This is a genomic window from Kordiimonas sp., from assembly GCF_048260245.1.
Taxonomy (GTDB): domain Bacteria; phylum Pseudomonadota; class Alphaproteobacteria; order Sphingomonadales; family Kordiimonadaceae; genus Kordiimonas.
Map to the genome: position 1 here is coordinate 39,317 of NZ_JBLXGZ010000026.1, position 15,964 is coordinate 55,280.

The 15,964-nt window shown below is 53.6% G+C and carries 12 protein-coding genes and 1 pseudogene; 10 read left to right on the forward strand and 3 right to left on the reverse strand.

Features of this window, described 5'->3' with window-relative positions:
* The first annotated feature begins 61 nt into the window (after positions 1–61).
* The 4 genes from ACN0VM_RS13040 to ACN0VM_RS13055 are packed head-to-tail and all read left to right on the forward strand — an operon-like array spanning position 62 to position 4,437.
* The gene (locus ACN0VM_RS13040) at positions 62–772 is read left to right on the forward strand and encodes a SapC family protein (protein ID WP_417451325.1); all 711 of its coding nucleotides are present in this window, start codon (positions 62–64) and stop codon (positions 770–772) included.
* 30 nt (positions 773–802) lie between these two features.
* Positions 803–1,816, forward strand: coding sequence for a cupin-like domain-containing protein (locus ACN0VM_RS13045; protein WP_417451326.1), 1,014 nt, complete (start codon positions 803–805; stop codon positions 1,814–1,816).
* A 27-nt stretch (positions 1,817–1,843) separates the two neighbouring features.
* Positions 1,844–3,334, forward strand: a complete 1,491-nt coding sequence (locus tag ACN0VM_RS13050) for a tryptophan halogenase family protein (protein WP_417451327.1) — start codon at positions 1,844–1,846, stop codon at positions 3,332–3,334.
* Entirely contained in the window at positions 3,331–4,437 is a 1,107-nt protein-coding gene (locus tag ACN0VM_RS13055) for a serine hydrolase domain-containing protein (RefSeq protein WP_417451328.1), read from the forward strand. The genes ACN0VM_RS13050 and ACN0VM_RS13055 overlap by 4 nt, the downstream gene beginning before the upstream one ends.
* A 20-nt stretch (positions 4,438–4,457) precedes the next feature.
* Here ACN0VM_RS13055 and ACN0VM_RS13060 read toward each other — a convergent pair whose 3' ends face one another.
* Both ACN0VM_RS13060 and ACN0VM_RS13065 read right to left on the reverse strand, forming a co-directional pair.
* Positions 4,458–5,249: a family 16 glycosylhydrolase gene (locus ACN0VM_RS13060; protein ID WP_417451329.1), complete on the reverse strand. Its 792-nt coding sequence runs from the start codon at positions 5,247–5,249 to the stop codon at positions 4,458–4,460.
* A gap of 25 nt (positions 5,250–5,274) precedes the next feature.
* Entirely contained in the window at positions 5,275–6,624 is a 1,350-nt protein-coding gene (locus ACN0VM_RS13065; protein ID WP_417451330.1) for an MFS transporter, read from the reverse strand.
* 158 nt (positions 6,625–6,782) lie between these two features.
* On the opposite strand from ACN0VM_RS13065, the gene ACN0VM_RS13070 reads away from it, so the two are divergent.
* Entirely contained in the window at positions 6,783–7,799 is a 1,017-nt protein-coding gene (locus ACN0VM_RS13070) for a LacI family DNA-binding transcriptional regulator (protein ID WP_417451331.1), read from the forward strand.
* Between the two features lie 203 nt (positions 7,800–8,002).
* On the forward strand, positions 8,003–10,528 hold the full coding sequence (locus ACN0VM_RS13075) for a glycoside hydrolase family 3 N-terminal domain-containing protein (RefSeq protein ID WP_417451332.1): 2,526 nt from the start codon (positions 8,003–8,005) through the stop codon (positions 10,526–10,528).
* Between the two features lie 64 nt (positions 10,529–10,592).
* Here ACN0VM_RS13075 and nhaC read toward each other — a convergent pair whose 3' ends face one another.
* Positions 10,593–12,080: a Na+/H+ antiporter NhaC gene (gene nhaC / locus ACN0VM_RS13080; protein ID WP_417451333.1), complete on the reverse strand. Its 1,488-nt coding sequence runs from the start codon at positions 12,078–12,080 to the stop codon at positions 10,593–10,595.
* 274 nt (positions 12,081–12,354) lie between these two features.
* On the opposite strand from nhaC, the gene ACN0VM_RS13085 reads away from it, so the two are divergent.
* From ACN0VM_RS13085 to ACN0VM_RS13100, 4 genes and pseudogenes are all read left to right on the forward strand, one after another.
* The gene (locus tag ACN0VM_RS13085; protein WP_417451334.1) at positions 12,355–13,743 is read left to right on the forward strand and encodes an amidohydrolase family protein; all 1,389 of its coding nucleotides are present in this window, start codon (positions 12,355–12,357) and stop codon (positions 13,741–13,743) included.
* Positions 13,743–14,951 carry a dipeptidase gene (locus tag ACN0VM_RS13090; protein WP_417451335.1) on the forward strand — a complete coding sequence of 403 codons (1,209 nt, stop codon included), beginning with the start codon at positions 13,743–13,745 and terminating at the stop codon, positions 14,949–14,951. Before ACN0VM_RS13085 ends, ACN0VM_RS13090 begins: the two co-directional genes overlap by 1 nt.
* An 88-nt stretch (positions 14,952–15,039) precedes the next feature.
* A complete protein-coding gene (locus ACN0VM_RS13095; RefSeq protein WP_417451336.1) occupies positions 15,040–15,732 on the forward strand; it encodes a sigma-70 family RNA polymerase sigma factor in 693 nt (230 codons plus the stop codon).
* Positions 15,729–15,964, forward strand: a pseudogene (locus ACN0VM_RS13100) (transcriptional regulator); the annotation flags it as partial. The gene ACN0VM_RS13095 and the pseudogene ACN0VM_RS13100, both read left to right, overlap by 4 nt.

Sequence of the window (15,964 nt, forward strand, 5' to 3'; positions counted from 1 at the left end):
TTCTTCTAAGGTATACACGGAATAGCGCCAGCTGTGTCACTGTGCGGGGAGGGGAGTAACCATGAGCAATCATGTTCTGTTGAACAATGTCGACCACAAAGACCTGAAGATCATCACCGACCGGTCTGCCAAATTGGGCGACAACGTGATGTATGCTTTCACTTTCCCGTTTGAGTTTCGCAACGTCCAGGCGCACTACCCTATCTTTTTCCAAAAAGATCCAGACAGCGAAAAATATTACCCCGTTGCCATGCTGGGCCTTCAGCAAGGCGAGAACCTGTTCCTTGGTGAGCATGGGTGGGACGCGGCGTATATTCCGGTAGCGATTGAGCGCCAGCCGTTCCTTATTGGCTTTGAGAGCGCGGACAATGAGGCCCATACAGTTATTCATGTCGATATGGATAGCCCCCGTGTGAGTGAGGCCGAGGGCGAGCCGGTTTTCCTGGAGCATGGCGGCAACACGGCATACCTCAATCACGTCGCGGGGCTCTTGGAAGCGCTCTATCAGGGGGACCAGGAGAACAGCCGCTTTGTACAGGCGCTTGTGCAGCATGACCTGTTCGAATCCTTCACCCTCGACATGGAGCTTAATGACGGTTCCAAAAACCGCCTCGCAGGGTTTTACACCATTAACGAAGATAAGCTTGCTGTGCTGGACGGAGCAACTTTAAGCACCCTCCACAAAGAGGGCCACTTGCAAGCCATCTATATGGTATTGGCCTCATTGTCGCATATGCGAGACCTGATTATGCGCAAGAATGCCCGGCTCTGAACCCAGCCGCGATTTCGAAAGAACCAGATCGTGTTAGCCATCGAGAACAAGATCAAGGAAATGGAAGGGCTGCATCCTAGCGCGCTACCGGATGAGGTATGGTCTTCGCGGCAGCCGCTTGTCTTGAGAGGGCTAGTCCGTAAATGGCCACTGGTGACGGCAGGGCTTGATGGCGCCGATGCCGCAAGGCGTTATCTGCTCAGTCATTATGAAGGTGCCACCGTGGCTGCCTCGCTTGGCGATCCGTCTGCCAACGGGCGCGTGTTTTATAACGCTGACCTTACCGGCCCGAACTTCGAGATGATCAGGGCTAAACTTGATGTCATTCTGGGGAAAATTGCCCAGCATGAAAATGACGCCAAGCCGCCGCTAATATATATTGCTTCAACTACCATTGATACCAGCCTGCCGGGCCTTCGGGCTGAAAATGACCTTGAGTTTGACGGCAGGGCGCCGCTGGCCAGTATCTGGATCGGTACTCGCGCCCGTATCGCAGCGCATTACGATATGCCTGACAATATCGCCTGCGTCGCGGTGGGGCGCAGGCGGTTCACGCTTTTCCCGCCCGAGCAGCTTGAAAACCTCTATGTGGGACCGCTTGATGTGACGCCTGCCGGACAAGCTGTCAGCCTTGTTGATTTCCACGCGCCGGACTATGAGCGGTTCCCGAAGTTTCGTAAGGCCTTGCAGGCGGCACAAGTGGCCGAACTGGAGCCGGGAGATGCCATTTTTATTCCGGGCATGTGGTGGCACCATGTGGAAAGCCTGAGCGCGTTTAATGTTTTGCTCAATTATTGGTGGCGGGATATGCCTGCCTATATGGGGCCGCCGTTTAATGCACTGCAACATGCTTTGCTGACCATCAGAGATCTGCCGGCGCATGAGAAGAGGATCTGGCAGGATATTTTCAACCATTATGTCTTTGAAAATAAATCAGAAAACTTTGACCATATTCCAGCCGCAAGCAGGGGAGTGCTGGCGCCGATTACTGAGACGACTGCGCGGAAATTGCGGGCGTTTCTACTGAACAGGTTGAACCGCTAAGCGTGATAACACAGGGGTACAAGAGGGATGCAGACGGATAAGCGAATTCGCAAGGTGATCATCGCTGGCGGTGGCACTGCGGGCTGGATGGCGGCTGCGGCCATGGCCAAGGTGCTGGGCAAAAATCTGGACATCACGCTGATAGAGTCCGAAGAGATAGGTGCGGTGGGGGTTGGCGAAGCCACCATCCCGACCCTGCTAACCTATAACCGCCTGCTGGGTATCAATGAGCAGAAGTTTATGGCGGCGGTAAAGGGTACCTTCAAGCTGGGCATCGAGTTCGCCAATTGGAAGGATGTTGGGGAAAGCTATATCCACTCCTTCGGAATCACCGGCAAAGACCACTGGACCGCCGGGTTTCAGCATTTCTGGCACCGGGGAATGGAAGCGGGCATTGCGTCAGATTTTGGCGACTATTGCCTTGAACTTAAAGCCGCTCTTGAAGGCAAGTTTGCTCATCTGCCGGAACAGGGCCTCAACTACGCTTATCATCTTGATAGCAGCCTTTATGCCAAATTTCTGCGCAGCATAGCGGAGGAATTTGGTGCCGAGCGCATTGAGGGCAAGATTGTTGAGGTTGCTCAGCACACGGAAAACGGCTTTATCAAATCACTCAAACTGGCATCCGGTGAGATAATTGAAGGCGATTTTTTCATTGACTGCTCCGGCTTCCGCGGTCTGTTGATTGAACAAACTTTGCACACCGGTTATGATGACTGGACACACTGGTTGCCCTGTGATAGCGCGGTTGCCGTCCAGACCGAGGCGGTTAGCGAGCCGATCCCCTACACTCGTTCCACTGCCCATGACAGCGGTTGGCAATGGCGTATACCGCTGCAGCACCGCGTGGGAAACGGGCTGGTTTTTTGCAGCCGCTACCAAAGCGATGATGATGCCGTCCAAACGCTGATGGATAATATCGAGGGCAAGCCGCTGATCGAACCAAGGGTGCTCAAATTCCGCACAGGTACACGGCGTAAACACTGGAGCAGAAATGTCGTCGCCCTGGGGTTATCAAGCGGGTTTATTGAGCCGCTCGAATCCACCAGTATCCACCTTATACAGCGCGGAATTCTGCGGCTTATGCGCATGTTCCCCTCGAACGGGGTCAAACAAGCCGACATTGACGAGTTTAACCAGCAGACCACCTTTGAAACCGAAGGTATCCGTGACTTTATCATCCTGCACTATCATGTCACCAACCGGACCGACACACCGTTTTGGCGGCAGTGCCGATCCATGGACATACCTGATACGCTGCAGCACCGCATCGACCTGTTCCGCGAAACGGGCCGGGTCTTTAAAAACGGCGATGAGCTTTTTGCCGAAAACTCCTGGATACAGGTAATGCTGGGGCAGGGAATTATGCCTGAAGGACATCATCCTGTTGCTGACGTGATGAGCGAAGAGGAACTGATAGACTTCCTCGACCATGTCAAAAGCAATGTGGCACGCACGACGGCAGGCTTGCCAAGCCACCAGCACTATATCCAGCGCTATTGCAAAGCTGCGCAATGAAACTGATCACGGTTTTGCAGTGCTTGTCACTGTCGGCCATTATGGCCTTGGCAGCATGCACATCTGTTGCACACCTGCCTGGAAGCGATGCCGCGGTGGCAGACAAGCTGTTTGAGGCCCTCGGCGCCGACGTAAGGGCTGGGAAACTCAAGGATATCCATAGTGTTCTGGTCTACAAGGACGGGGCGCTACTGTATGAGGATTATTTTCGCGGCACCAATGACTACATCGATTTTGAAGGCGGCATCAAACGCGTTGCAGGGGACGAGCTTGTCATGTGGCACGCTGACAGGCCACATTATGTTGCCTCGGTCACCAAGGCGGTTACCGCCATTCTGGCAGGCATTGCGCTCAACGAGTTGGGGCTTGATGCAGATGCAAAAGTCATGGACTTGCTGCCGCCAGAACTGGCAAAAGATCTTGAAAAAAAGGGCCCGGAACTTACCCTGCGGCACTTACTGACCATGACTGCTGGGTACCGCTGGGATGAGTGGGCTGGCAATGACCTGGTGGCGCTGTGGCGGTCAGAAGACTTTGCGCGCTTTGTGCTGTCGCGCGAGAATTTGGGGCCAGATGCGGAATGGCGCTACAATAGCGCGCTACCCAACCTGGTGCTGCGTATTCTCGAGTATCAGTTAGCAGAGCCACTAAGTGCTTGGGCACATAGGCATTTTTTTGCGCCTCTCGGCATCATCAACTACCGGTGGGATAGGCAGCCGACTGGTACGGCGGAAGGCAGTGCACGGCTGTTCCTCACGCCGCGGGATATGTTGAAAATTGGTATGACCGTTCTGCACTCTGGCATCTGGGGCGGGCGCCAGATCATTCCAGCGACGTGGGTCGCGGAGATGACATCACTTCAAGCAATCCCTGAGGGGGCGGGCTATGGTTATTATTTCTGGCTGCGGAATGTCGCTGGCATCCCATACATCTCAGCGGATGGTGATGGTGGACAGCAGATCAATATTTTTCGTGAGCACAAAATGGTTGTGGTCTTGACGCAAGGTAACTACGGCGAATGGCCTCTGTATATGGAGCAGGCGAAGACTATCATGGGTAACTATATTCTTCCAGCCTTAGCGGTAACTGAGCCCCAACCCTGAAGAATTGGGGCTGAGTTAGGCTATTGCCAGACCTTTACCCAGTCAATCTCATAACGGGCGGGAAAGGCCGAGGCGTCGATACCTTCCTTACCGCCCCAGTCACCACCAACGGCCAGGTTAAGGATGACATGGAAGGGGTGGTCAAACGGCCACTCTGCATAGCCGTCGTCTTCCTGTCGGGCGAAGGTAAAAAACTGCTTTCCGTCAATAAACCAGCGAATATTGTTCGCGTCCCATTCAATGGAATAGGTATGAAACGCCTTGGACGCGGTATCCACCACGCGTTCCTCGCCTTTGTGGGTATTGATGCGGTGATTGTAGGCTTCGGTGTGCACGGTGCCGTGTACATGGCCCTGATTGAAACCAACGTGTTCCATGATGTCGATCTCGCCTGACTTTGGCCATGGGCCGTATTTGGCCTTATCTGGCATCATCCAGAAGGCAGGCCAAGTGCCCACACCCGATGGCAGCTTGGCGCGCATTGCTATCTTGCCGTATGTCCAGCCCGGCATTGCTTCAGATGTGATCTTGGCGGACGTGAAGCCTTCATTCTTATGGGCCTCAATGATCAATTTGCCGCCTTCAATCCGTAGATTCATTAGTTCAGCGGTATAAACCTGTTTCTCATTATTACCGAAATAGCAATTTTCGGGGCATCCGTTTCCTGTGACAATCCGCCAGAATTTGGTGTTCAGTTTATCTCCCTCAAAGTCATCCGACCAGACAAGTTCATAGCCGTCGGCGGCCGCCGGAACGGCTAAGCTCATACCTGCCAGAAACAGCGTGGTAGATATCTCTCTTAGAATTTTCATGTGATCCTCCTCAGTGTTGGCGTCGTTATTTTGCGCGGCCTTCAAGGTCTGCAACCAGTGCGGCGTGCGACTTGGCGGTGATCGGGTAAAACAGCATCAACAGTCCGGAACACAAGAGGGCCGCCATGGGAATAAGCGTGAAGATATCGCGGATGCCGTTTGCCGTATCAGCGGACGCAGGCACCGTGGCCAGATAACCGGTCTGGTCAAGCAGGTGTCCCGCAATATAGGCCGATAGCCCGATAGAAACTTTCTGAAATGACGAGGCGATGCCGATAAGGAGTGATTCACTTTTGTGCCCGCTGACATGGTAGCCATATTCGATGGTGTCCGGCAGCACACTCCAGAAAATAACCGCGTAGGCGCTGAGCCCGACTACAGCGACCGTCATGCCCAAATATGCGATGGAGATATCATGAAGAGCTGCGAAATAAAGGATGGCAAGTCCAAGGACACCAATGGCACTGCCCAGTATCCATGCGACTTTTTTGCCGACCTTGAGGGTAAGCGCAGACCAGAAAGGAATGGTCAAAAGCGGCGCGCCGCTCATGATGATGATGGCGTTGTTACCGGACGCGCGGTCCCCAATATGGCTCTCGAAATAATAGAGTATGGTCTGCCCGACGGTGTTGGTGGCAATGGTCACAAGGCTTATACCTCCCACCACCAGAAGAAACGGCTTGTTGCGAAAAATCGCGATCAAGCCTTCCATGCCGCCTTCAGATGTGCGGTGCCGGTTGATCGGATTAGGGGACTCTTTGCTAAGCAAGGTGCAGGCAAGAATCACGATGACCGCCACGATACCGGCACCCAGGCCCATCAGGCTGAACGCTGTGGCATCGTTATGGTTTTCCTGAAGTGCTTTTGCGGCAAAGCTGATACTTACACCGCCCAGAAAGCCAAAATACATGCGGATACCTGCGAGGCGCGTACGGCCATTAAAGTTTCGCGTTACTCTCGCTCCAAGGGCGGAGTATGGGATCGATACCACTGTGTAAGCCGTTCTGAACAGCAACAAAGTGGCGCTTGCATAGGCAATAAGCTGCAAGTCCGAGGCGAACTCCACGGGCGTGAACAGCAAGGCAAATGATACTGAAAGGGGAATGCAGCCAAACAGCAGGTAAGGCCGATACGGACCGAGGCGGCTGGAGGTACGGTCGGCAATATAGCCCATCATCGGGTCAGACACCGCGTCCCAGAGGCTGGCGACCAGGAAGATGGTGCCGACAACGCTGCCGGACAGGCCCAAAACATTAGTGTAAAAATAAAACAGGTAAAACCCAGTGCCCTGCCAGAAGAGGTTGAGCGCGAAATCCCCTGATCCGTAGCCCAGAAATGTCGGTAGTTTCGAGCGCAAGTCCCTGTCTGATGTCATGACATTGTCAACAACTCTTTGTGCAGGCTAGATAATTGAAGTGACAGCGCTATCATGTTTGCGTGACAATCGCAACGCACTTGTTATAGTGGGCCTATATGCCGTATTGACTTAAGACTGATGCATATTGAACTGTCGGGCGAGACCTGTTGAGCATAATGAAGCCAAAAAATGCGACGATGAGCGATGTGGCGCGGCTGGCAGGCGTTTCGATGAAAACAGTCTCGCGCGTCTTCAATAATGAAAAATATGTCAGCGAGGACAAAAAGAAGAAAATCCTTGAAGTCGCGGAGCAGCTTAATTTCCGGCCATCACTGCAGGCGCGGGGACTTGCTGGCAACAAGTCTTATATGGTGGGGCTGTTTGTTGATGAGCCCAGCGGGGATTATATCAGCAAGGTTCTGCGTAGTGTCCTCAATCGGTGTGAGGATTTCGGCTGTCATTTGGTTGTGGAGGTGTTTCGCGAACAGGGTAACGAAGCGAAGCTGAGACAGGTGTTGAACAGCATTCGGTTTGATGCAGTCATATTGTCCGCGCCAATTTGCGATGACACCGTGGTTTTGAATGCACTGCGGGCCAGTGGTGTGCCAACTGCCCGCATCGCACCTGGGGTAGAGGCCGGCGATATGATCAAGGTGTCGATTGATGAATTTCAGGCTGCCTTTGAAATGACAGAACATCTTGTCAACATGGGGCATGAGAAGATCGCCTTTGTGAAGGGTGATCCCAATCACTCATGCTCAGTCGACCGGGAGCGCGGCTATGTCAGGGCAATGCAATCCCATGGCCTCAAGGTGAAGCACGAGATGATTGTCCCAGGCATGTTTTCTTATGCGAGTGGGCGCGAGGCTGCAGAAACCCTGCTAGCGCTAGATGATCGTCCAACCGCGATTTTTGCCTCTAACGACGAGATGGCTGCCGGTATTCTTGCAGTAGCACGTGAGAAAGGCGTTGCTGTTCCTGAGGAACTGTCGATCGCGGGCTTTGACGATGACGCCATCGCAACCATTGTGTCCCCATCTCTGACGACCGTGCGTCAGCCCGTGGAGGAAATGGCGGGGGTCGCGTTTGATATGGTCATGGCACTTGATAAGTCGGAGGAGCAAAAGCTGACTTCCGCACACGGTTTCTCTCTATGTATTCGGGATTCCGTCGCTGATCTGAGGGCATCTTGATCTAGGCGATGCTCACGCTATGATAGCGCTGTCATATTTTTCTGGACTTAAATAGGGTTTTGGGTGATTTTATGTATGACAGCGCTGTCTTATATTCATAAGGCGGCGTGCACTCATATTCGCTCTCTTTGGATGTGGAAGGCCACAGAGCGCGACCATTATACCATTTTGGGAGGACTTTGCGTCCAAATCTGGAGAAGAGAATGTTTGCCCGTTTCCGCCTAGGTAACTCAAAAAAGCTAACCTCCATCGCGGGCCTGATGTTGTGTTGCTCATTTCTGCCCTACACCACAGCCTGCGCGAGCGAGGCATCCTTTTGGCCAAAAGTGGAAAGTCCGGTCAAAAAAGATGACGCCATAGAGGCGAAGGTCAGTGATCTTCTTTCGCGGATGTCGTTGGAAGAAAAGGTCGGCCAGATTATGCAGGTCGAAATTCAGTACGTGACGCCCGATGACATAAAAAAATATCATGTGGGTTCTGTCTTAAATGGTGGAGGCTCTCTGCCAAACCGCAACAAGCATGCAAAACCATCGGAATGGCTGGCGCTTGCTGACAGCCTGTACAAAGCATCGATGGATACATCGGATGGTGGCCTCGCCATTCCCATCATATGGGGAAGCGATGCCGTGCACGGCCACAATAACGTCATCGGAGCCACAATCTTTCCTCACAATATTGGCTTGGGTGCTGCCAATAACCCGGCGTTGATGAAAAAGATTGGTGAAATCACGGCGCTTGAAATGCGCGCGACAGGCATTGACTGGACGTTTGCACCGACAGTAGCAGTCGCGCAAAATGATCGTTGGGGCCGCGCCTACGAAAGCTATTCCGAGAGTCCGGAAATCGTTAAAGCCTATGCTGGCAGTATGGTTCTCGGCCTTCAGGGTACACCGGGTTCTATTGAGTTTCTCGACGTAAACCACGTGGTAGCAACTGCGAAGCATTTTCTGGGAGATGGCGGTACGGAAGACGGCGACGATCAGGGGAATGCCAAAATATCCGAACAGGAATTGCGCGATATTCACGCTGCCGGATACCAATCTGCACTTGAGGCTGGGGTGCAAACGGTAATGGCCAGTTTCTCCAGTTGGAATGGCGAAAAAATGCACGGCAACAAATACCTGCTGACGGATGTGCTGAAGGGTCGCATGGGCTTTGACGGGTTTGTCGTCGGCGACTGGAACGGCCATGGTCAGGTGCCAGGCTGTACCAACGCGTCCTGTGCGGCGTCAGTGAATGCAGGGCTTGATCTCTTCATGGTTATTGAAGATTGGAAAAAGTTATACGCAAATACGCTGGCCCAGGTGAAGGCTGGTGAAATTGCAGAGGCGCGGTTGGATGACGCCGTTGCTCGCATTTTACGTGTCAAGTTGCGCGCGGGGCTATTTGAAAAGGGTATGCCATCGGCACGCGGTGTGGCTGGCAAGGATAACATCATTGGTCGCCCCGAACATCGCGATGTTGCCCGGCAGGCGGTGCGCGAGAGCCTTGTCCTGCTCAAAAATAACGGCCACGTGTTACCGGTGAAGCCGCACCAGACTATTCTGGTGGCAGGCGACGGTGCCGACAATATCGGCAAGCAGACAGGGGGCTGGACCATCAGTTGGCAGGGCACAGGCAATGTTAATAGTGATTTCCCAGGCGCTTCCTCCATTTATCAAGGCATCGCGGCAGCGGTTGGCAAGGCAGGTGGCGAGACAATATTGTCGGTTGATGGCAGTTTTGAAAACAAGCCAGATGTCGCGATTGTCGTGATGGGTGAAGAACCCTACGCCGAAGGGCAGGGTGATCTTGAGACGCTCGAGTTTGAGGCCGGCGCCAAGAAAAGTCTGGCCTTGATCAGGAAGCTCAAAAGTGAGGGAATACCTGTTGTCACGGTCTTTCTGTCAGGTCGCCCTTTATGGGTGAACCCCGAGTTGAATGCGTCCGATGCCTTTGTCGCAGCTTGGTTGCCCGGAACGGAGGGGGATGGCGTTGCCGATGTGTTGATTGCCGATGAACTGGGCGAGCCAAGGTATGATTTTAAAGGCAGGCTCTCTTTTTCCTGGCCAAAAACACCGCTGCAGGATGTTCTGAATAAACACCATGAGGCATATGATCCGCTTTTCGCTTACGGCTATGGCTTGAGTTATACGCTTGATGCAAGCCTGCTGGGAACGCTGCCGGAGCAGGTTGAGGGCGTGCAGTCAGGGGAGCTATCTGACATCAAGCTTTACGCAGGCCGCACCATAGCCCCGTGGATGATTATTCTGAGCGACGAGACTTCCTTTGCGCAGCTTAGCGGAGCTTATGCCGCTCTGCCGACAGGGTCGGCAAAGGTCAGTCAGGTGGATAAGGATATTCAAGGCGATGCTTTGCATCTTGAAGTGGCCACGCCTCTGGCTGGCAACATTGCCATCAGCGCGGGGCCTGCGCTTGACTGGTCCGCCGAATATGCCAAAGACGCGGCCTACGAGTTTGACGTGAATGTAGAAAAGGTTGAAGGCGCCAGCGTCAGCCTTCAATGCGGCGAGAATTGCACCCGGACTTATAACCTGTCTGCGGCCTTTGAAAAACTGGAAGGCAAAGGCTGGCAGACGGTCTCTGTGCCATTGGCTTGTCTTGCGAAGGATGGTGATGTCTTTGACATGGTCAGTGAGCCTTTCCGTCTGACGGCACAGGGGCCAGCTGAACTGACCGTTGCCAATGTTGCGTTGAGATTGGGCCAAGGTGCGGCCAGTTGCCCCTAGGGCGTAAACGGCAATGTCGATTATTCGCAATAAACCCCGGCTCAACGAGCCGGGGTTTTGTTTGTCAGGCTTTTACGTCCTCGGTCTGATCCGTCTCGGATAACTTAACCATTTTAATGTTGAGAAAACCGTAAATGACCGCGATCACCGGATTCAGTAGGTTGAAAAAGGCAAAGGGTGCATAAGCGAAGGTTGCCACGCCCAGCGTGCTTGCCATGAAGGCCCCGCAGGTGTTCCACGGAATGAGCGCTGACGTCATGGTGCCAGCGTCCTCAAGCGTGCGGGACAGGTTCTGTGGTGCCAGGCCACGGCGTTTATATTCCATCATATACATGCGGCCGGGCAGAACGATGGCGATATATTGGTCGCCGGCAACGATATTCATACCAATGCTGGTCAGCACCGTAGTGAGGACAAGTGAGCCTGTGCCGCGCACACCCTTTAGGGCAGCGGTGACAATACGTGCCAGAAAACCGGTTTTTTCCATGATGCCGCCAAAACACATAGCGGATATAATCAACCACACAGTGTTGAGCATACTGCTCATGCCGCCGCGGGAGAGCAGATCGTCCAGCGTGGCGTTGTCGGTATCCGCAGTATAGCCATCTGCCATCGCGAGCCAAAGCGCCTTGACCATCACGGCGCTCTTGGAAAGGCCGTCTTCCAGCCCACCGCCAAAAGCGACCGTTGCGCCTGGTTGATAAAATACAGCAACAAGGCAGCCAACAAGCGCACCGATAGTAATGGTGGGCAGCGCCGGTACTTTCCGGATGGCGAGGGTTAGCAAGACGATGAGCGGTACAAAGGCAACAAATCCAAGATTAAAGCTGCTTTCGAGCAATGTTCGGGTCGTCTCGATACTGGTGGCTATCCCTTCACCCGTCTCGACACCCCAGCCAAGCCAAGTGAACAGGACAAGCGAGACGAGCAGCGATGGTGTCGTCGTCCAAACCATATGTCGGATATGTACAAACAGATCTACGTTCACCATGGCAGGCGCGAGGTTGGTGGTATCGGATAGTGGCGACATTTTATCGCCAAAATAGGCACCTGATATTACAGCACCCGCGGTAATCTCAGGTGATAGACCCAGAATGCGGGAAATACCGACGAGGGCAAGACCCACAGTTGCCGCAGTGGTCCAGGAACTGCCGATGGACGCTGCGACAAGCGCGCAGATGATTAGTGAGGCGGGATAGAGAAAACCGGGGTTCAGCACGCCAAGCCCTAGGTGGATAACCGCAGGCGCTGTGCCCGCCAGCATCCAGCTGCCAATCATGGAGCCGACCATCAGTAGGATCAGGCAGGCCTTCATTGCCAGCATGATACCGTCAACCAGCGCTTGTTCTAGCGCTTCATAACGTTGCCCCCGCGCCATTGCTAAGGTGATGCCAACACCAGCAGAAAACATCAGCGCGAGTTGGTTCGGGCCTGAAGAGGATGAGTCACCAAACAGCAAAACCGAACTGGTAAGCATGATTATTAAGCTGATAAGTGGAAGAAGTGCAAACCAAAGAGGAATTGAATCCTGGTCTTTTGTTTTAATTGCCACGCGGCCCCCCAAAAACACTGATAGTCTGTTTACAGTTTGGCATTCGGAAACGAATGCGACACGGTAATCTCGGCGAGACACGCTCCCTAGTGTCGTGTCGCGACCGGTTGATACGTCAACGCTCAAGCGGCATCATGCCCATTTTGGCGCGACCTGCCAGCAAAAATCCTCTCTATCTGTATCAAATTGCTCTGATCTTCCATGGTTGCGACACCTGCTTAAGCTGTGGCACGATGGGTAATCGTTTTGAAAAAGTATGTTTTGGGGGATATGAATGAAAACCTATAAGGTCTGGGGCGTCCTTGTTGCCACGGCAATATCACTCGCGTTGGCCCAGCCCGGCACGGCGGGAGATACAGCTGCAGCCGGGGATACTGCCAGCGCTCGGGCTTATGTCGGCGTATCCTTGATTGACGGTACCGGTACCCCGCTTCAGCATGACATGGGGGTGCTTATTCAAGGCGACCGTATCACCGAGGTATTACCCAGTTTGCAACTGAAGGCAAGGCTGCCGGAAGGTGCGAAGCTTGTGGATGCAAGCGGCCACTATTTGTTGCCAGGTCTTATTGATACGCATGTTCATATGGCGACGGTTCCCAACCGCGAACAGGCGGAAGCATATATGCGTCGCTATCTCTATAGCGGTATCACCAGCGTTCGTGACATGGCGGGCGATATGCGAGCCTTGGCGGAGCTGGCACGAAAGAGCAGGCTTGGCAAAATTCCCGCACCCGATCTGTATTATTCTGCCCTTATGGCAGGACCCAGCTTTTTTGACGACCCACGCCCTGGCATGGCCGCAGAGGGTGAGACACCGGGGGCGGTACCGTGGATGCAGGCCATCACGTCACAGACTGATATGGAGGAAGCGGTTGCCCTTGCGCGCGGCACTTGGGCTACAGGCATCAAAATATACGCAAACCTGCCTTATGCCCAGGTGCGACGCATCACCAAGGAAGGGCACCGCCAAGGTATCAAGGTCTGGGCGCATTCCATGGTTTTTCCGGCGTACCCCAGTGAGGTGGTGGGCGCAGGCGTGGACGTCATCTCGCACGCGTGCCGATTGGCGTTCGAGATCGCTGGCGTCAGGCCAGATGAGTATCACCATAAGGTAGCACTTGATTTTGACGCTCTCGACACACGCTCACCGGTTCTAGGCGGGATATTTGAACAGATGAAAAATCAAGGCACCGTCCTTGATGCGACGCTGTGGCTATATGCCAATCGGGAACAACGTGAGAACGAGAAACCCAAAGATAAGCGCAGTGCCGGGATTTGCCCCTCTGCCGTCGCTGGGGCTATGACACATTTTGCCTATGAAAACGGGGTGGATGTATCAGTCGGCACAGACGGTATGGTGCCGTATGACGCTGAATACCCGGCCCTGTTTGATGAGCTTGAGGTGCTGGCCGCAAAAGCAGATATGCCGCCACTGCAGGTGATCCGGTCGGCAACCTATGTCGGCGCTAAGGTGCTGGGGTTGGAGGACGAGCGCGGCACGATTGAGCCCGGCAAACGGGCGGACCTGATTTTCCTTAGTAAGAATCCGCTGGAGGATATGGCGAATATGCGCTCCGTGGTTCTGACAGTAAAAGCGGGTACGGACTATCCGCGTGAGGCATATACGCCAATCACAAAAACAGAACTTGGGGAGATTAACTGATGGGAGGCACGATGGGTGTGAGCAACATGGCGCGGCGGGACTTCCTGCGGTTGGCTGCAGCGGGGGCGACCTTGCTGCCGCTCGCCGCACAGGGCTTTCCTGCTTTTGCTGCAGACAAGCATTGGCCAGGATTGAAGGATGCGGTTGTCATTAACAATCTTGGTGGCATCTCAAACCCGAATGCCCGACTTGAAAAATTTCTGCGGCAGAAGGAAACCGGCAACCCGGTGGCTGGCATGCCAGGGCTTGCGCTTGACCCGCGTGCCTTGAAAGACCTCATTACGTCCGGGACGACGGCGATCAACCTTACGCTTGGTTATGTTGCCGGTCCGATGGAGCCATATGAGTATAGTGTTTCGGAAATTGCCAAGTGGAACCAGCGTATCCACATGCATGATGCTCACCTTTTAAAGGTGTGGTCGGCTGAGGATATCAAGCGTGCTAAAGCGGAGGGCAAGGTTGGCATTATAATGGGCTTTCAGAACGCCGCTATGATGGGGGATAATGCTGACCGCGTTGACACCTTTGCCGGGCTTGGCCTTAAGGTCATACAGCTTACCTATAATGTGCGTAACCAACTTGGTGATGGCAGTATGGAAGCCGAAAATAAAGGACTGAGCGATTTTGGCCGCGAAGTGGTGGAACGGCTGAACAGGGCTAAGACTGCCGTGGATCTGAGCCATAGCGGCGAAAAAACCTGCCTTGATGCAATCGGGGTATCAAACGAGCCGGTATGTATCACACATACCGGTTGTCGGGCACTTGCTAATTTACCGCGCAATAAAACCGACGATGAATTGCGTCTTTTGGCAGAAAAAGGTGGGGTAGCAGGTATATATTTCATGCCGTTCCTGAAGGAGGATAGTTTCCCTGATGCCATGGATGTGGTGCGTCACATCGAACATGCGGTCAACGTATGCGGAGAAGACCATGTGGGGATCGGTACCGATGGCGGCACGACAGGAATAGACGACCTCAAGGCCTATCAAGCGGTTATCGATGATGAAATTCGGCGTCGTCAGGCTGCAGGTATTTCAGCGCGAGGGGAAAAAGCCGGGGTTGTGCCCTTTATCCCCGATATTCAGGGGCCCGGCCAGTTCCAGCAGCTCGCAGATATGCTGTATAGCCGGGGCCACTCATCGGGGCGCATTGAAAAAATATTGGGGGGTAATTTTATGCGTTTCTATAGGGATGTCTGGGGCGGGTAATGCCGCCCTGCCATGAGATCAGCTTTTTTTTGCAGAAGGTCTGGTCCAAGGGTTTTTAAAATGCGTATAGCTTTGCATGAAAGCAAAAGTGGCGAGACATATTGAGACTGCTCATAATGCGGTGCGCGTTGATCGTTCCGGGCAATACTTGACAGGTGCTGGACCAAATGCTGTGCTGGCTATTAACCAACAGGTCGGCGGCGAGGTACTCGATATTTTCAGGGCAAAAAAAGGCAAAACCGCTTCGCATGAGGAATTGGTGCGGCAGATAGCGGAAAACAGTGACAGGGCAGCATTTGCTCAGTTGTTTGCCTATTTTGCGCCACGACTGAAATCCTACCTCATGACCTTGGGGCTAGGGGATGAGAAAGCCGAGGATATTGCGCAGGAGGCGATGGTCACCTTGTGGCGTAAGGCAGGAAAGTTTGATCCGGCCAAAGCCAAACTGTCCACTTGGCTTTTCAGGGTAGCTCGGAACCGTTTCATCGATCACACGCGTCGGCAGAAATATGCAGAGGTAGATGCTGATGACCATCTCGCTAGCATGGTTGCGTCAGATGAGACGGACCTGCCAGCAATCCAAAACCAGAATGCTGTACGTGTGCAGGCCGCGATGGATGTGCTGAAGCCTGCACAGAAGCAAGTGATTGAGCTGTCTTTTTTCAAGGAGCTTTCGCACTCTCAAATTGCAGCAGAGCTATCGCTGCCGCTTGGCACGGTAAAATCGAGAATTAGAATTGCCTTCGAGGCACTTCGTAACGAGTTGAGAGACATGGCATGACAAAAAACGGTCTGCTACCAGATGAATGGTTAGTTTCATATGCGTCCGGCGCGCTCAGCGAGGCTCAGGCACTCGTAGTAGCCAGCCATGTAGATTATCATGACGAGTTAAAGGCAAAGGTAGCTGATGCCGAAGCCATTGGCGGCTGCCTGCTTGAAGGCGTGGCGCCGGCCCGTCTTTCAGAAGATGCGCTTGCGCGGGCACTGAAGGTCTTGGATGAGGAAGCTGCACA